General features: G+C 47.8%; 14 protein-coding genes and 1 other RNA gene. 10 read left to right on the top strand and 5 right to left on the bottom strand.

All coding sequences use genetic code 11. The features are described from left to right. The first annotated feature begins 251 nt into the window (after window positions 1-251). The gene (locus SIB74_RS05520; RefSeq protein ID WP_063395853.1) at window positions 252-2,003 is read left to right on the top strand and encodes an ABC transporter ATP-binding protein; all 1,752 of its coding nucleotides are present in this window, start codon (window positions 252-254) and stop codon (window positions 2,001-2,003) included. A 327-nt stretch (window positions 2,004-2,330) separates the two neighbouring features. Next, entirely contained in the window at window positions 2,331-2,642 is a 312-nt protein-coding gene (locus SIB74_RS05515; RefSeq protein ID WP_197463281.1) for a thioredoxin family protein, read from the top strand. Between the two features lie 598 nt (window positions 2,643-3,240). Here SIB74_RS05515 and SIB74_RS05510 read toward each other — a convergent pair. Then, window positions 3,241-4,050, bottom strand: a complete 810-nt coding sequence (locus SIB74_RS05510) for an ABC transporter ATP-binding protein (RefSeq protein WP_063396008.1) — start codon at window positions 4,048-4,050, stop codon at window positions 3,241-3,243. A 919-nt stretch (window positions 4,051-4,969) separates the two neighbouring features. On the opposite strand from SIB74_RS05510, the gene SIB74_RS05505 reads away from it, so the two are divergent. Then, on the top strand, window positions 4,970-5,695 hold the full coding sequence (locus SIB74_RS05505; RefSeq protein ID WP_063395855.1) for an esterase/lipase family protein: 726 nt from the start codon (window positions 4,970-4,972) through the stop codon (window positions 5,693-5,695). A gap of 89 nt (window positions 5,696-5,784) precedes the next feature. On the opposite strand, the gene nadA is transcribed toward SIB74_RS05505, so the two are convergent. After that, window positions 5,785-6,768, bottom strand: a complete 984-nt coding sequence (gene nadA / locus SIB74_RS05500; RefSeq protein ID WP_197463282.1) for a quinolinate synthase NadA — start codon at window positions 6,766-6,768, stop codon at window positions 5,785-5,787. Window positions 6,769-6,823: 55 nt separating this feature from the next. Here nadA and SIB74_RS05495 point away from each other — a divergent pair, with 55 nt between their 5' ends. From SIB74_RS05495 to SIB74_RS05485, 3 genes are all read left to right on the top strand, one after another. Beyond that, window positions 6,824-7,669 (top strand): TIGR04168 family protein, encoded by an 846-nt coding sequence (locus tag SIB74_RS05495; protein ID WP_082818473.1) that lies wholly within the window; start codon window positions 6,824-6,826, stop codon window positions 7,667-7,669. After that, window positions 7,663-8,739 carry a hypothetical protein gene (locus SIB74_RS05490; RefSeq protein ID WP_063395857.1) on the top strand — a complete coding sequence of 359 codons (1,077 nt, stop codon included), beginning with the start codon at window positions 7,663-7,665 and terminating at the stop codon, window positions 8,737-8,739. Before SIB74_RS05495 ends, SIB74_RS05490 begins: the two co-directional genes overlap by 7 nt. 277 nt (window positions 8,740-9,016) lie before the next feature. Then, window positions 9,017-9,817, top strand: coding sequence for a glycoside hydrolase family 104 protein (locus SIB74_RS05485; protein WP_063395858.1), 801 nt, complete (start codon window positions 9,017-9,019; stop codon window positions 9,815-9,817). 12 nt (window positions 9,818-9,829) lie between these two features. On the opposite strand, the gene SIB74_RS05480 is transcribed toward SIB74_RS05485, so the two are convergent. Continuing rightward, complete coding sequence (locus SIB74_RS05480; RefSeq protein ID WP_063395859.1) at window positions 9,830-10,639, bottom strand: TPM domain-containing protein; 810 nt, start codon at window positions 10,637-10,639, stop codon at window positions 9,830-9,832. Between the two features lie 31 nt (window positions 10,640-10,670). Between SIB74_RS05480 and SIB74_RS05475 the strand changes: the two genes are divergently transcribed. Further along, window positions 10,671-11,888 (top strand): class I SAM-dependent methyltransferase, encoded by a 1,218-nt coding sequence (locus SIB74_RS05475; protein WP_063395860.1) that lies wholly within the window; start codon window positions 10,671-10,673, stop codon window positions 11,886-11,888. Here the strand turns inward: SIB74_RS05475 and aroB are convergent. After that, complete coding sequence (gene aroB, locus SIB74_RS05470; RefSeq protein WP_063395861.1) at window positions 11,881-12,999, bottom strand: 3-dehydroquinate synthase; 1,119 nt, start codon at window positions 12,997-12,999, stop codon at window positions 11,881-11,883. The genes SIB74_RS05475 and aroB overlap by 8 nt on opposite strands. An 84-nt stretch (window positions 13,000-13,083) precedes the next feature. Between aroB and SIB74_RS05465 the strand changes: the two genes are divergently transcribed. The 3 genes from SIB74_RS05465 (at window position 13,084) to ssrS (ending at window position 15,421) form a co-directional block, all read left to right on the top strand. Beyond that, window positions 13,084-13,992, top strand: a complete 909-nt coding sequence (locus SIB74_RS05465; RefSeq protein ID WP_063396010.1) for a carbohydrate ABC transporter permease — start codon at window positions 13,084-13,086, stop codon at window positions 13,990-13,992. Window positions 13,993-14,049: 57 nt separating this feature from the next. Continuing rightward, window positions 14,050-15,231: a 5-(carboxyamino)imidazole ribonucleotide synthase gene (locus tag SIB74_RS05460; RefSeq protein ID WP_231906063.1), complete on the top strand. Its 1,182-nt coding sequence runs from the start codon at window positions 14,050-14,052 to the stop codon at window positions 15,229-15,231. A 6-nt stretch (window positions 15,232-15,237) separates the two neighbouring features. Further along, window positions 15,238-15,421, top strand: a non-coding RNA gene (gene ssrS, locus SIB74_RS05455) — 6S RNA. Here the strand turns inward: ssrS and SIB74_RS05450 are convergent. Next, window positions 15,416-15,706: a DUF2103 domain-containing protein gene (locus tag SIB74_RS05450; RefSeq protein ID WP_063395862.1), complete on the bottom strand. Its 291-nt coding sequence runs from the start codon at window positions 15,704-15,706 to the stop codon at window positions 15,416-15,418. The two genes, ssrS and SIB74_RS05450, sit on opposite strands and share 6 nt — an antisense overlap. Between the last annotated feature and the right edge of the window lie 783 nt (window positions 15,707-16,489).

Here is a 16,489-nt window from a genome sequence, read left to right as displayed (position 1 = left end):
GAAATTCACACTAAAAATCTTGCACCCTTTAAGAACAATGACCCGAATCAACAATCAGGGCATAGAGACCAGATCGACATCCGGAGGTCATTCGTTATTGAGCAGCAACGCTGCTTAATCGCAAGCATTCACCTGGATTGGATGGTTCTAATGCTGATTAGCTAAGGATCTGTGATCGCAACGTTTCAAGAATCCCCCTAGGCTCGCTCATCAAACTGGCTGCATAGGTTGAACCATGTAGCGATACCTGCATGGCAGCATTTCGCCTCGATCTCATTGGTCGTTATCTAAAGCCACATCGCCGCACTGTGCTGATGGGTGCAATGGCCCTCGTGGTGGTGAACATTGTCAGCGTCATCATCCCCCTAGAGGTGAGGCGCATCATTGATGATCTCCAAGAAGGCTTTGCCATCACTGACGTGATGCGTCAGGCCAGCTGGATAGTGATTCTCGCCAGCATCATGGGCATCGTGCGTTTGGTGTCTAGGCAACTGGTGTTCGGTGTCGGTCGCCAAGTGGAGGTGGACCTGCGCCAGCGCATCTTTGACCACATGCTTAGGCAGGAACCAGGCTGGGTGCAGGAGACCGGTAGTGGTGAAGTCATCAGCCGCGCAACCAGCGATGTTGAAAACATTCGTCGTCTACTTGGATTCGCGATTCTTAGCCTTACCAACACTGTGTTGGCTTACTGCTTCACTCTTCCAGCGATGCTGGCCATCGACCCAGGGTTAACCCTGGCCGCGATCTCTCTCTATCCAGTAATGCTGGGCACTGTGCGCCTGTTTGGGGGGCGAATGATGCGCCAACAAAAACGCCAGCAGGAAGCTCTATCAAGTCTCAGCGAACTGATCCAGGAGGATCTCTCAGGCATAAGTGCAATCAAGATCTATGGCCAGGAGCAACCTGAACAGGATGCCTTTGCTGAGCGAAACAACACCTACAAAGACAGTGCTATTCGCCTGGCACGAACTCGCAGCACCCTCTTCCCCTTGCTGGGTGGAATCTCTTCGGTTTCACTGCTCCTACTTTTGGCACTTGGCAGCGGCCAACTGGAACAAGGCACCCTCAGCATCGGCGGATTGGTGGCCTTGATCCTTTTTGTGGAGCGCTTAGTTTTTCCTACTGCACTTCTTGGTTTCACCCTCAACACTTTCCAGACCGGTCAGGTGAGCTTGGAGCGTGTGGAAGAGCTTTTGCAGCGTATACCGATGATTCGCAACCCAACCACACCATTAATCCTGGAGACGCCGCTCAAAGGTCGAATCGAAGCACGTGAACTGCGGATTCGCTACGACAAAAGCAAGACCGACTCGCTGTCGGGACTGAGCTTTGTGATCAATCCAGGTGAACTCGTCGCCGTGGTGGGGCCAGTGGGATGTGGAAAAACGACCCTGGCAAGAGCTCTCGGAAGGATGGTGGACGTTCCAAGGGGGCAACTTTTCATTGACAACCATGATGTCAATGATTTGCTGCTCGAGGATCTACGCAGCAATGTGGCACTTGTTCCGCAAGAGGGATATCTATTTACCAGCAGCCTCGCCGATAACCTTCGTTACGGCGATCCTCAGGCCTCCATGGAGCGAGTTGAAACATCTGCGAGGCAGGCCCGACTGATGGATGACATCAGGGGCTTCCCGGATGGATTGGAAACGCTTGTAGGCGAAAGAGGCATCACTCTTAGTGGCGGGCAGCGTCAACGAACTGCTCTTGGCAGAGCACTTTTAGTGGAGGCTCCTGTTGTGGTTCTTGATGACGCTCTAGCAAGTGTTGACAACAAAACAGCTGCTTCAATTCTGAGCTCGATTCGTGCCCAACAGAATCAGACAATCCTGATGATCAGTCATCAGCTTTCTGCTGCAGCGGCCTGCGATCGGATTCTTGTTATCGAACAAGGACGGCTTGTACAACACGGCCATCACACTGATTTACTTGCTGTCCAGGGACCATACCGCCGGCTATGGGAACGGGAGCAGGCCAGTGATCAAATGGAAGCCGTTGCCTAATCAAATAAAGCTATTATCAATGGAATGGGTTGATAACAATGGAAGGCTAATACGTATGTTGTTAATACAAATCTAATAACCTTCTAAAGCACAGTGCACTAAGCATAAGATTGGTAGTATTGCTATTTTCTTTTGTACTACAGAGCTGTGAAAATCTATTTTTTAGTTTCTAGGTAGTCATTACGATCAAGCCAATTTAACTTAATACAATTAACTTCCATCGATTAGTCTTCTCTTAATGTAAGAAACCTTTAGTAAATCTGCCTTTCTGTTTGCTTTGTATTTTATGGTAGCCTATTGTCTAGCTATCATTATCAGCCGAGCTTCATGGGATCAATCACAGTTTTAAAGTTCAGCTCAGAGGATTGTGGTACTTGTCACCGTATGAGTCATTACGATGAGGCAGTCAGTAAAGAGCTTGGCTATTCCTTTGTAAATGTCATGCTTCAGGATACAGATATTTATCGCCGCTACCGGCGATTGCTTCTTGCCCAATACCCAAATAAGGTAGGTATGGGTTGGCCTACTTACCTGATCGTTAGTGATCCAGAAGGTGAATTTACAATCCATGGTGAACTTAAAGGAGGCATGCCAAAGGGAGATTTTCGCAACAGACTGTCCTCAATTGAAATCAACTAACATCTCTACTCTTTTTAATGTTTGATTTTTATCCTGTTAGTTACTTAGATATATATTTGTCTTACATTATATTTAGAACTTTTGTTTGATTTATTGCTTATCATTAATAACCCCACATCATACTTAGTCTAATCCTTTGGATGTACTCTTCATTCTTGTATGTTGTAGCCATTTCATTTATCTTTCTGTCTCCGTCCTGAAATTTCCCTTTGATGCATTTCTGTTCTTTCGTTGATAACCTTTGTTATGTACTCTATTATATAATTTTATGAGCTCTAGATCCTGTAGTTATTGTGGAGGAAGAATGTTTAGAGCTGACCGTTCTCTTGCCGGACGGTTGGTTTGCAACAGCTGTGGAGCACCATTAGGGCCTAATGTTCGTAGGCGACAAAGCATGTCATTAAGAAAGTTCCAATTAAGTTCGAAATTGAAGTTGCGATGGCTGATTATTCTAGCAATCTTTGCCATAAGTTTATTGATTATTTTAATGTGAACATGATTACTTTAGTGCCTTAAGATTGCTTTGAGTATATGCATTCGCAAAATAAAATCTTATATAATTATTCTTGATAGTTAATAATGTCTTTGGCTTGAGTTCCTATGGAAGGCTTTTTAACTGTCCAGGCATTGCCTGATAATGTCCATTAACATAAATAATTTCTAGTGGTGTTTCATATAGATTTCCTAGTGGTTCTGATTTTAGTAGATCATTAGGTGCGCCATCCCGAATGATTTCTCCTTTCTTTAGGAATATGACTCGTTGCATTTCCTCTACTATATCTTCAACACGATGTGTTATTAAAATTATCGTTGTTTTGCCTTTGCACAACATGCGAATACATGCCAGTAACTGGTGTCGTGATTTCAGATCGAGTCCATTTGTGGGTTCATCCAATACCAATATTTCCGGCTTATGTATCATTGCTCTGGCAATTAATAAACGACGTTTTTCTCCATCTGATAATTGACCGAATGGTCTCGAATATATCTTTTGCAATCCTAGCTCTGACATTAGCTTCTGCACTTTTTTGATCTCTTCCTCTTTTTGTATACGGTTAATGTTGATTCCTATTGACCCATAAAATCCAGATAAAACTACATCCTTAGCTCTAATAAAGTCTTGGGTGCGTACCTCCAGGTCAGTCGAAACCACTCCAATACGTGTACGTAGCTGATTGACTTTAATTGTTTGATCTCCGAAGATACTTATCATAGAATCGGTTTTGACTATGGGATATATATTGCGACTGATTAATTTTACAAGTGCTGTTTTACCAGATCCATTAGGCCCTAAGATTGCCGTGTTTTCTCCTTGAATTAATCTTAATGTTAGGTTTCTGAAAACCTGGGTAGGTCCAAGCCAGGCCTCTACGTTCTTTATTTCTAGCCATGGTGTTTCGTCTGTCATTAGCTTAAGACTAGAATTTCTACAATTCCTATGCACGTATATTATTATCTTTCTTTCTATACAGTCAAGCAACTGCTGACTTGATTATAAATATGCAATAACAAAGTTTGACTCATGCTTCCTGCTCTCTCCTGTTAGTCATATATCCTATAATGTAAATAACCTAGCATTTAACAGATCATACCTTTTCCTTCTTTCCATAGTCAATTGTTCATTAATATTTCATCCAATATTGTTCAGGCTTCAGAATATATTTCATGATGTCATTCCTAATCCTAGTAACTTTATCCATGCCCCTTTAACGGCTTACCCGTGCGTTAACATCGCGATGATTCTGCTCTGTTAAATTTGATTTGCATTTGAATAAAAAACTCTTCCGTATAGAGTAATTTATTATAAAGTGAAAGAATGAAGCAATCTATTTTCTTTCGCCTCATTGCTTCGATAACATTTTTGCTGTCTAGTTATTCATGGTGGCTTCTTTATAATCAACAGTCTCTTTGGTGGGTCTTGCTAGGGCTAATGTTACTTGTTACATTGATAACTTCGATTTTTGGTTTAAAGTCTGTTCGCAGGATTCTAATCGTGCCTGGCTTGAGTCTCCCAGTCTCAGATTTCCTTCTCACCTCCTCTGCCATTGGATATTTCACTTCAGCTTTAGTTGGATTTACGATTATAATTTTGCAACTACCAATTAATGATAAGAGCTTTATGATCTTCCCCCTACTTATCGCTATATTAATATTTGGAGGAGTAACACTCGGTATTTACCAAGATCAGATTTGATCACCTTTGATTTTTCATGATTATTACTAACTTTTCATTTTTTATACTATCGGCATCTGTTTAAATACTTTTATGCATCTTACAACAGTCACCTTATCTCAATCATCGCTCCTCTCCCTAATTAAGTTACTCCATGCAACCTGTCGATCCTAATCAACCTGTTTTAATCCTTGGCGGTTTCTTAATCACAGATGAGGCCTATGCATCCTTGGCTGGCTGGATTCAGAGCCATCAAGGTTCGATTGTAAGGGTCGTACCTTCATCCAAATTTGATTGGCTACTCACTTCATGGGCCATAGGCTGGCGAAGACTCCTTGATCGTGTTGATGCAATTGTTCAAGATCTTCAGTCTCTATCCCATACCGGAAAGGTGACACTTATTGGTCATAGTTCTGGAGGTGTAATGCTACGCCTTTATCTTGGAGATCAGCCCTTTTCTGGTCGTGTATATGCAGGTCATCTAAGATGTAATCGCTTAGTGATGCTTGGCAGTCCTCATCAAGCTGTTCGTGCCACACCTCTACGCGCCCTTGTTGATAAACGCTATCCGGCTTGTTATTTCTCACATGAAGTCGATTATATTTCAGTCGCTGGCCGCTTATTACTAGACACTCCATATGCTAGCCAGTTTGCAAAGCGTAGTGCAGCAAATTCTTACCAGAGTATCTCAGGTGATCCTCAATCGCCTGGGGATGGATTAGTACCGCTTAGTTCCGCATTGCTTCTTCAATCACGAAAACTAGTCCTTGAACATACAGCCCATGGTGGTCTATTTGGGAACTCCTGGTATGGATCTCCAGATCGAATAGAACAATGGTGGCCTATCGCCATGGGATTTAATCAAGGGATCAATGCTTAAGTTTACGCATTAAACGCATTTATTCTCAATATCTAATATCTTTATTGTCCCTTTAGACATTAATCATTTTGCTTGTAGCGAGTAGTAATTTATTTTGCTTTCATGTTTAACATGCGTTGAATCGGAATAAGCGCCTTTTGACGTACTCCCTCTTCAATTTCTATTGATGGCTTCATTGTGCTTAAGCATCTCCAGAGTTTTTCTAGTGTATTTAGTCTCATGTAAGGGCATTCATTGCAGCTGCAACCGTCAATACCTGGAACATCCATAAATCCTTTGTTTGGCATCCTCTGTTTCATCTGGTGCAGGATGCCTGGCTCTGTTAGTACGATAAATTTTGTGCCAGGGTTTGTTTCTGTATATTCAAGTAATTTGCTCGTTGAGCCAACATAATCCGCCAATTCTAGTAGATTTTCTAGGCACTCCGGATGAGCTATTACTTTAGCTTCGGGGTGCATCATTTTTAGTTTTAGCAAAGCTTCTTCGCTGAATGTTTCATGCACCATGCAGCGTCCAGGCCAGATCGTCAGTTCTCTTCCGCTCTGCTTTTGAACCCACCTGCCCAGGTTTTGATCCGGTGCAAATAGGATCGGTCGATCCTTTGGTAATTGGCTTACAAGAGCTACAGCATTGCTACTCGTGCAGATCAGATCGCTTTGGGCTTTAACAGCAGCTGTGCAGTTGATATAGCTCACCACAATGTGGTCTGGGTGCTTGTCTCTGAAAGCAGCAAACTCATCGGCAGGGCAGTCATCAGCAAGGGAGCACCCCGCTTCGAGATCCGGTAGCAATACAATTTTTTCCGGGCTGAGAATCTTTGCTGTTTCTGCCATGAAGTGCACCCCGCAGAACACGATCACATCAGCATTTGTGCTAGCAGCTCTACGTGAGAGTTCCAGGGAGTCGCCAATGAAATCGGCGATGTCTTGTATCTCTGGATCCTGGTAGTAGTGAGCCAGGATCACGGCATTGAGTTTTTTGCGTAGCTCAGCAATGGCACCCTTGAATTCTTTTCTAGTTGATGGCACTGGAGAGACCGTCTTGGCGGTGCAAACAGCGGTCATTCGGACCATCTAGGGCAGTATGGCCATAGCCTAGACATTTGCCCTGTCACACCAGAGCCTCGCCATCGTTGGAGACCTCCATGGTGTATGGACTCCTGATGATCAGTATTTACTGACTGAACTTCAGCCAGACGCTGTGTTGTTTGTAGGTGATCTCAGCGAAGGTGACCTCAAGTTGGTCAAAGCAATACAACAGCTTCCTCTGCCGACAGCTGTCATTCTTGGTAATCATGACCATGGACGTGATCACAGTGGCGAAGTCCTCCGACGTCAATTGACGTTATTAGGTGACCGTCATTGCGGTTGGAGTTTGCGCCAATGGCAGTCTCCACCGATTGCTGTCGTTGGTGCCCGCCCTTGTAGTGCTGGTGGTGGCTTTCAGCTTGCTAAAGCCGTTCAGGCGATCTTTGGCCCAATGTCGGCGAGTGAATCTGCTGATCGGATTGAGGCCGCTGCTAAACAGGCACCATCCCAATGGCCATTAGTGATATTGGCTCATTCCGGTCCGACGGGCCTCGGCTCAGATGCTCAAAGCCCTTGTGGTCGCGATTGGAAAGTACCCGCTCTCGATTGGGGTGATCAGGATCTTGCGATGGCCCTTGATCGGATCCGTAAGGATCGGGTGCCAGATCTGGTTGTCTTTGGCCACATGCATCACGATCTAAAACGCGGAACAGGTTTGCGGCAAACCTGCGTTCAGGATCGTTTTGGCACTGTCTTTCTCAATGCTGCTTGTGTTCCGCGGCGTGGCAGTGATTCCTCTGGTCGTCAGTTGTGTCACTTTTCCTGGGTCGAGTTTCTTGATGAACAACTAAGCCAGGTGAGCCACCGTTGGTTTCTTCCAGATTCATCCTTGGCCTATGAACAGATTCTGTTTGAAAGAGCAACACCATTGGTGAAACAGTGCTGATTTACCTCTGCTTGAGCAGCCATGGCTATGGGCATGCAGCACGCCAGGCATCTGTACTTATAGAACTGCATCGCCTTCAGCCGCAATGGCGCTTGGTAGTGAGCACGGATGTGGACTTCCAATTCCTCAACCTTGCGCTCCAAGGTGTCCCTTTCGAACACCGCAAACTGCGCTGGGATGTGGGCATGGTTCAGGCGAATGCCTTAGCCATTGACCAAATAGCCACTCTCAAGGCTTTGCAGGAACTTGAACAACACATTCCTGCCCAGATTGCGGCTGAGGTCTCTTGGATCCAGTCTCAACACATGTCGGTGCTTGTACTTGCTGACATTCCACCAGCTGCCGCTGAGTTAGCTGATCAGCTTGGCGTTCCTTTGGTATGGATGGGCAACTTTGGTTGGGATGAGATCTACGCTCCTCTTGGTGATTCTTTTCTTACCCACGCTGAAGCTGCGGCAGCTGAATACTCACGTGGGCAGAAGTTGTTACGTTGCCCATTCTCTCTTGCAATGGACTGGGGGTTGCCTGAACAGAGCCTTGGCATAACTGCGTCTTCACCTCGATCACTACCGCTAGGACTCCAGCAGAAACTTGAATCTTTTAAAGGTCCAATCGTGATGGTGGGATTTGGCGGGCTGGGTTTGGCGCTCGACTCAGAGTTGTTCCAACGCTGGCCTGATCATCTCTTTTTGATGCCCAAACCACGATCTGTTGGCACTTTTCTGAGCATGCAATCACCTGGCAATGTTTTCTATCTACCCAGGTCAATTCGAGTTGTCGATGCTCTTCCTTACTGCTCTAGGCACCTTGGGAAGCCTGGTTACAGCAGTTTCTGTGAAGCCATCAGCTTGGGTGTCGGTCTCCATGTGGTTCTTCGAGAAGGCTTTGCAGAGTCCAGGGCGCTGATCAACGGCTTGCAAAGCCATGCAGCCCATCGGCTGCTTGAGCGCGAGTCCCTCGAGCTTGGAGAATGGGAGTTAGATCAACCATTGATACCAGCGGCTCAGCAACCGCTGGAAGTCGATGGATCGATGGCGGCAGCAAGCGCTGTAGTTGAACTGGCCGCTTAATCAGAATTACTAATCAAAAACCTTAGATCGTTCAATTTGTACAACGCTGATTCTTCAACTTGGATGTCAGCGATCTTTGGCTCCAACTGAACAGTTGTCACGTGTGGACGACTTGCGCACCGGCATACGCGGACTGTCCCTTTGGGCTAGCTTCGTCAAAGTCAACCCGATTGTTAAATAATTTGGTTTAATAGTCACCCTTGGCTCGTCGGCAACTCCCATTCGCTTCTGGGAATTGCCCAAACCTTCCCCCAGTCCAAGGTTTTTTGTTCTCTGAATGCAACGAATGATCGCTCCTGCATCGACTGTCTATCGTCTTCTCTCAGCAGTCGCAGCTGGTTTTCTCCCTTTCTCAATAGCAGCTGGAGCAGCGCAAGCAACTGCAACTGGAGCAGCGCAAGTAATCAATATCCCTATCCCTCCCCCAGTTTCAATTCCCTCTGTTGAGCTAACAGTACGTTCCCAGTCGCTAAGTACTCCAGAAGAGGTTTCCTCAGCAGCATTGCCATTTGTGATCACCCCGGAACGTCGGGCCCTTCTCAACACCATTCGCTTTGCCGAAGGTACCTGGAAGAATGGACATGACCTTGGCTATCGAGTGATGTTTGGTGGAGGCCTCATGGCCTCACTCGATCGACATCCCAATCGAGTCATTTACTCCTCTCGTTACGCAAGTGCAGCTGCAGGGGCTTATCAATTCATGCCTTTTACCTGGGACATGGTGACGCGCAGCCTTGGTTTGCGTGGTTTCGGTCCAGAAGTTCAGGATCAGGGTGCGCTCTTTCTTGTTCAACGTCGCAAGGCTTTAGGGCTTACCGATTCAGGGTTTATGACCCCTCTATTAGCAGCAAAACTTGCGCCTGAATGGGCTTCATTCCCCACTCTGAGCGGGAGGAGTTACTACGGTCAGCCTGTGAAACGTTTTGCCAGCTTGCTTGGTTTCTACAAGTTCAACTTGGCGCAGCTCAGGTCGATTAGGGATCAGCGCCGTCAAGATCTTGCTGAACCTGGTAATGACGCAGCTAGGAGACCTGTCTGCACCCCCCCCACAATTCTTTGCAGCATTCAAAGCCGCTGATATCAATTGAAGCTAAGCCTCTGACTCTGGCTTTTGCCTACCCCCCAATGTTGCTTGAGCAATAACGTATGCCGCTACAGCTCCTCCCAAAAAGCCCAGCCCGTTGCGCAGTAGCGGTAGAAGATCGCTAGTTCGCGATACGACAGGGGCAATCCCGAAGATTCCAAACAACATGATCCACAGCGGGGAAGCGAGCAATAACCAAGGCCAAGCGATCAGTTCACCTTCTTTCCTGGGGTAGGAAGCAAAGCCAGCAACCAAACCACCAATGAGTGATGTGGTGAATGTCAACAACCATTGCTCCAATGGCAGCCCGGGAACAAATTGACAACCACCTCTATCCAAACAGGTTTCTACGGCATTGAGTGAATCGAGGATGGCGATGTCCTCGCCGTGATCCTTCACGTAAAACTGGTTTCCATAGCGGGTTTGCAGCTCTACCCAGTAGGTACGAGGCATCAGTGCATATAACGCATCACCCACGTTGAAGTTGAGCAGATTTCCACCGCGTGGGTCGGCGACAACAAGCAAACTACGTTCATCAAGCCCCCAGTATTCTCGAACTGCAAGCCCAGGAGTTCGTTCGTACTGGGTCAGTACACGTAATTTCCAGCCTGTTCTCGTTTCAAAATCGTCTAGTGATTTTTCCAGGTTGGTGAGTTGGCCTTCGCTGAAGACCTTCCCCAGATCAATCACTGGTGTTTGCTGCTGGGGAAGTAGTTCAGGGTTGTCATAGGCGTAAACCGATCCTGCGCAACACAGCAAGCAAAGCAAACATGCCAGCAGGCTTTTAAAGGGTCTTTGCCTCTGATGTGCTCCCATGGGCTTGTCTCAGTGACAGGCATTCTCTCTAATGGATCTCTGCTCTGTGCCTTGTCCAGCTTGGTTGGCCAATCGAATAGTTCAGGCGGGAGGAAGCATCAGCTTCTATCAGTACATGGACTGGGCCTTGCATGACCAGGTCTATGGGGCCTATGCCTCCGGTCAGCTTCATATTGGTCGCCAGGGTGATTTCGCGACTTCTCCTTCCTTAGGCGCTGACTTTGCCCAACTTTTGGCCATGCAACTGGCTGATTGGTTCCAGCAACTTCAGCAGCGTGTTGACAAGGGAAGGCCTCTATCGTTGATAGAGGTGGGTCCTGGTGAAGGCGATTTAAGTGCTGATCTGATCTCAGCCCTGGAGGATCTTTGCCCAGCGCTGATACCAAGGCTGGAACTGGTTTTGGTGGAGAGCAATAAGGCCATGGTCCAGCGACAACGAGAGCGACTGAAATCTGTCACCACTGTGCCGATTCACTGGCGAAGTCTTGATGAGTTGGCTCAAGCTCCCGCTATCGGCGTGATGCTTGCTCATGAAATGTTGGATGCTCTGCCGGTGGAGCGGTTGGTGTGGCGCGATCAACGTTTATGGCGTCAGGGTGTTTGTCTTGAGAACGTCGATTCGGTTGCGCAGCTTCGCTTCACTGAGCTTTCTCTTACAGACGCTTTGCATTCAGCTTTAACTGAGGCCCGAATGTTTTGGGGCATTCAGATTCCCCCTCCTGATGCTGACGATGGTTGGTGCAGTGAATGGCATGGTGAACTGAAATCGTGGTTGAGTCAGGCAGCCTCTGCTCTGCTTTACGGCCCCTTACTAATCATCGATTATGCCCTCGAGGCCCGTCGTTATTACAGCGCGATGAGACCCTGCGGAACTCTGATGGCTTATCGCCAGCAGAGAGCTAGTGGCGCATTACTTCAAGATCCCGGTCTGTGGGATCTCACTGCACATCTGTGTCTCGAAACTCTTCAACACCAGGCCGAACAGCAGGGTTGGACCTTTCTCGGTGAGTCTCGACAGGGGCAAGCACTCTTGGCACTTGGCTTGGCAGAGAGGCTTCATGCTCTCCAAAGTCTTCCTACCAGTCAGCTCTCTGCTGCCCTCAATAGAAGGGAAGCACTGTTGCGTCTTGTTGATCCAGCCGGTTTGGGAGAGTTTCGTTGGTTGGCATTTGAGTTGAGGCCCAAACCTTCTGTTGATGCCGAGGTCAGTGAACTTCGCTGCCGGTTCCTAGAGGAACCAGTTAGCTGAGCTCTGATAGGCATTTTCGGATTTCTTCTCTGCTTACGTCATTTTTGATTTCGACGTTGCCAATGCCGGTGGGAATCACAAAGCGAAGCTTTCCATCTTTGACCTTTTTATCCCCTTGCAGGGTATACAGCACCTCCTCTGGATCAAGCTTGGGCCAAGCAATCGGCAGCCCTGCCTTTGCGATCAGAGACTTTTGCCTGTTGGCATCATCCCTGTTCCAGCTCTGTCGCAACACCGCCAGCTCCCCAACAGCCACCATGCCGATGGCGACAGCTTCACCATGCAGCCAGGTTCCATAGCCGCAGAGGGTTTCCACCACATGCCCGAAGGTGTGCCCGTAGTTAAGGATGGCGCGTAGTCCGCCTTCTCGTTCATCTGAGCTCACCACTCTCGACTTCGCGAGTGCTGAACGTTCGAGAATTTTCTCCAGTAGGTCTGGATGGAGTTGTGATGGTGTGTTCAGTTCTGGAATGCCTTCTAGGAGTTGAAAAAGTGCTGCATCACCGATCACCCCGTATTTGATCACCTCGGCCATCCCTGCCCGGAATTCACGTTCCGGCAATGTATTCAGAGTTGAGGGATCGATTAATACAAGCCTTGGTTGGTGAAATGCTCCGATCAGATTTTTCCCGCCCGGGTGATTGACGCCTGTCTTGCCACCAATCGCGGCATCCACCATTGCCAGAAGGGTTGTAGGAAGTTGCACCACCGAGATACCTCTTAGCCAAGTGGCTGCTGCAAATCCAGTCATGTCGCCCACGACCCCACCGCCAAGAGCAACCATCAAGGATCCTCTTTCTAGCTTTGCTTCATAGGCTGCATCGTGAATTAACGCCACGCTCACTGGCGTCTTTTGATCTTCTCCGGCCTCGATCACCAGCAGAGTGGGCCTGTACCCGCTGTCCCTAAGGCTTTGGAGGCAAAGATCACCATATGGTTCAGCAACATCAGCATTGCTTACAACCAATACCTTGATGCCCTCTTGCAGCCCAGCACGCCGAAGCTCCTTCCCAACACCCCGCAAGCCTTCACCCCCAATGACCACCTCGTAGCGCTGGTGGCTCAGTGCTACGGGGATGCGTTGGGCGTCGATATTCACGAAAGCGGACATGAAAGAGCAAGTCTGCTGATCTCAGTTTGCCGGGTGGCATCAAACGCTCCCACGTAATCTCCTGTCAGTACAGGCATTGTGGTGATGGCTGGCCCTCTGTTTCGGGGAATAAGACAGTCTTGGCGGACCACTCTCGCGGCATGGGTATTCCTCTTGCCTGCGCTCGTCCTGCTCAGCTTGTCCGTGCTGATACCAGCGCTGATGGCTCTTGTGATGAGCTTCACCAAAACAGGTCTTGACGTTACAGAACCCCTTGTCTTTGTGGGTTTGGCCAACCTGCGACGTCTTGCTGGTGATCCGATGTTTTTTAAGGTGCTGATCAATACTTTGATCTACCTGATTGGGGTGGTTCCACCGATTGTTTTGGGTTCTCTTGCACTGGCGGTGTTGTTGAACCGCTCTTTACCAGGTATCCATTTTTTACGCGGTGCGTTCTACACACCCGTGCTCGTGTCGATTGTGGTTGCGGCCATCGCATTCCGTTGGCTTTATGCAGAGAACGGTCTTATCAATGGCTGGCTTTCTGCCTTTGTTGGCACAGATTTCGTGCCGATTGGTTTTCTCACGAATCCATTTTTGGCACTCCCGGCAGTGATGCTGGTAACCCTGTGGAAGGGGCTTGGCTATTACATGGTGATATTTCTTGCTGGCCTCCAAGGAATTCCTAAAGAGCTTTATGAGGCAGCCGAACTTGATGGCAGTGATGGTTTGCGCAAACACCTCGACATCACACTTCCGTTGTTACGGCCTTACGTGACCTTGGTGGCGGTGGTCTCATCGATTGCGGCTACAAAAGTGTTCGAAGAGGTGTTCTTGATGACTCAGGGAGGACCCGCCGACACCACTCGAACCCTTGTTTACTACGTTTACGACCAGGCATTTGCTGAGCTTGAGATCAGTTATGCCTGCACGGTGGGCTTGGCGCTTTTCCTTTTGGTCTTGTTGCTCACTGCTGTGCGGTTGACCTTCGCTGGTGATCAGGGCTTGCTCTGAAATCTCAATTTTGTTGGGATGCAATGCTTGCATGATTGCGTGGTTGATTCTCTCTGCATGAGCAGCGTTACAAGCCCAATGATTGGGGTCGTCGGTGGTGGTCAGTTGGCTCAGATGTTGGCGCAAGCAGCAAAAAGACGCGCTGTGGATGTTGTCGTGCAGTCGGGATCGGCAATCGATCCCGCTGCTATTGAAGCAACTCGACTTGTCTTGGCCGACCCAGTGGATGTAGAAGCTACTAGCAAGCTCGTGCAGGGCTGTTGTGGCGTCACGTTTGAGAACGAATGGGTCGATATTGAAGCTCTGATTCCCCTTGAACAACAAGGGGTGTGTTTTTCTCCGTCTCTTACTGCGCTTGCTCCATTGGTCGACAAAATCTCGCAGCGTCAGTTGCTTCGTGAGCTTGATCTTCCTAGCCCTAATTGGACTTTGCTGAGTTCGATTTCTTTTGATCAGCCCGAGCTTCCTACGGAGTGGAACTTTCCGGTGATGGCCAAGTCAAGCCGGTGGGGATATGACGGCAAAGGAACCAAGGTTCTCAAGAGTGTCGAGGATTTGTCGCAACTTCAGCGCTCAGTGGATCCAACTCAATGGCTGCTTGAGAGCTGGGTGGCGTTCGAAAAGGAATTAGCCATTGTTGTTAGTCGAGATGCTCAGGGCCGTGTTCGTAGCCTGCCACTTGCTGAGACTCATCAGTTCCAACAGGTGTGTGATTGGGTGATTGCACCTGCGAGTGTTGATCATGCTGTGGAAATGATGGCCTACAACATGGCAGCTTCTCTTCTAACAGAGCTCAATTACGTGGGCGTGCTTGCTGTTGAATTTTTCTACGGACCAGAGGGACTACAGGTCAATGAAGTTGCACCTCGCACTCATAATTCCGCACATTTTTCGATCGAAGCCTGCAGCAGCAGCCAGTTTGATCAACAACTTTGTATCGCGGCGGGCTTGCCAGTGCCTGCAACCGATCTCCATGCACCTGGCGCCTTAATGGTGAACCTTCTAGGTTTGCAACAAGGGGCTGAGTCCTCTCTAGATGAGCGCCTAGCGAAGCTGCGTAGTTGTGATCGCTTCCATTTGCACTGGTATGGAAAAGATTCTGAAACTCCAGGACGCAAGCTCGGTCATGTGACCGTGCTGCTTCATGGTGTTGATGCGCCCAGCCGTCAGCTCGAGGCGGAAACTGCCTTAAAGCATATTCGCTCAATCTGGCCGACGCAGGACACCGTTTGCGCTTAAATTCTGCTTGAACTGCTGTGTTGGTGACGGCCTTTTTCTAGTGCTCTGATCTGACTCTCTTTCGATTTGGGGAGACTGTCGTGAAGGTGACGTAGACCGGACTTGCTTCCGGAAACGAAGCCCCACTTTGCTTCCCCTTCTGGTTCTTCCAGGTCGAACACTGGGGCTCGCACGGCATGGCGGTTCACCTCTTTTGAACGCCAGGACGGCTGTGATTCAGTCGTTTCAATAATGATGCTTCGTCCAGTTTGGTGACTACAAAAACCTCCTGAGCTGAGCTGCCAAGTCTGGCAACCAGTTTGAAACCACCCTTGATCGGCGTTGTAATTCTGAGGCGAAGTTCTGGACAATGACCTTTGACGCGTCGGATGACGGCTGGTGTAATCGTTTGAATGTTCTTCTCCTCTGAAAGGCCCTTTAACCAAGGAATGAGACCCTCTACGTAGGTGCTGTGCGTGATTACAACTCGGCCCATCTCAACTTTTTCGCTGTAATTGAATCAAACTAGCCAAAGTTTCAAGGAGAAAGCAGCTCTGTTTGAGACGCGATACTTAAATCCTTTATTTTCTTGCGGTGGTTTCGACCCCAATCAGTCTACTTTTGCTCCCAGGCAAAGCCCTCCCCGCAAGGTTTATGGCGAAGAGATTCACCCGTTGTCTATCCACCCTGGCGTGGTTGTGTTCTATGTAACGGAGTGGGGTCTAACCCTTTTAATTGAGTCTATAGGCTCGATTTCATTTTCCTTGCTCTTGCTAGTATGTTCATTCAAAGCCCAGATGTATTCTGGGTATATTATAAACCCAAAAGTTAAGAATAGTTCTTCTTTTGAGCAATCCCTCAGCAACTATATTACGAATCAAGCTTATAAGCTTGATTCGGCTTTTACTTGCTAAAGTAAGTATTTTGAGCTCATAGAGTAATATTCAATTAACTATTTGCTGATGACTGTCGAGCATTGGTCATGATCGTGCCATTAGAGCATTGTCATCTTTAGATTTTTCAAAACAGTCTTGGCTGATTTTCCTTGTGTTTGCTAATGGAAGTTGAACTATCTATGTTCATTAGGTTGTCGATACTTTTCTTTTTATGGCAGGATCTGTTTCTTTTAAGTTAATCAATCGTAATTTTTTATATTAAAGCTTTAAAGATTTTGTTCCATGCACATTGCCGTAGGCATTGAGCCCTCAATGTTTTTGCCGTTGCTGCTTGACGAGCCTTTTATCAGTCTTGCAAAAAGGAACAAGTTCACTGAGCTGCA

Source organism: Prochlorococcus sp. MIT 1306 (assembly GCF_047304515.1).
Classification (GTDB): Bacteria; Cyanobacteriota; Cyanobacteriia; order PCC-6307; family Cyanobiaceae; genus Prochlorococcus; species Prochlorococcus marinus_D.
This window is presented reverse-complemented; position numbering and strand designations above follow the sequence as displayed.

What these genes read in the sequence shown, in the direction of transcription:
- SIB74_RS05520 (WP_063395853.1), top strand. Translation starts at nt 252, where the DNA reads ATGGCAGCATTTCGCCTCGATCTCATTGGTCGTTATCTAAAGCCACAT.
- SIB74_RS05515 (WP_197463281.1), top strand. Translation starts at nt 2,331, where the DNA reads ATGGGATCAATCACAGTTTTAAAGTTCAGCTCAGAGGATTGTGGTACT.
- SIB74_RS05510 (WP_063396008.1), bottom strand. Translation starts at nt 4,050, where the DNA reads ATGACAGACGAAACACCATGGCTAGAAATAAAGAACGTAGAGGCCTGG.
- SIB74_RS05505 (WP_063395855.1), top strand. Translation starts at nt 4,970, where the DNA reads ATGCAACCTGTCGATCCTAATCAACCTGTTTTAATCCTTGGCGGTTTC.
- nadA (WP_197463282.1), bottom strand. Translation starts at nt 6,768, where the DNA reads ATGGTCCGAATGACCGCTGTTTGCACCGCCAAGACGGTCTCTCCAGTG.
- SIB74_RS05485 (WP_063395858.1), top strand. Translation starts at nt 9,017, where the DNA reads ATGCAACGAATGATCGCTCCTGCATCGACTGTCTATCGTCTTCTCTCA.
- SIB74_RS05480 (WP_063395859.1), bottom strand. Translation starts at nt 10,639, where the DNA reads ATGGGAGCACATCAGAGGCAAAGACCCTTTAAAAGCCTGCTGGCATGT.
- SIB74_RS05475 (WP_063395860.1), top strand. Translation starts at nt 10,671, where the DNA reads ATGGATCTCTGCTCTGTGCCTTGTCCAGCTTGGTTGGCCAATCGAATA.
- aroB (WP_063395861.1), bottom strand. Translation starts at nt 12,999, where the DNA reads ATGTCCGCTTTCGTGAATATCGACGCCCAACGCATCCCCGTAGCACTG.
- SIB74_RS05465 (WP_063396010.1), top strand. Translation starts at nt 13,084, where the DNA reads ATGGCTGGCCCTCTGTTTCGGGGAATAAGACAGTCTTGGCGGACCACT.
- SIB74_RS05460 (WP_231906063.1), top strand. Translation starts at nt 14,050, where the DNA reads ATGAGCAGCGTTACAAGCCCAATGATTGGGGTCGTCGGTGGTGGTCAG.
- SIB74_RS05450 (WP_063395862.1), bottom strand. Translation starts at nt 15,706, where the DNA reads ATGGGCCGAGTTGTAATCACGCACAGCACCTACGTAGAGGGTCTCATT.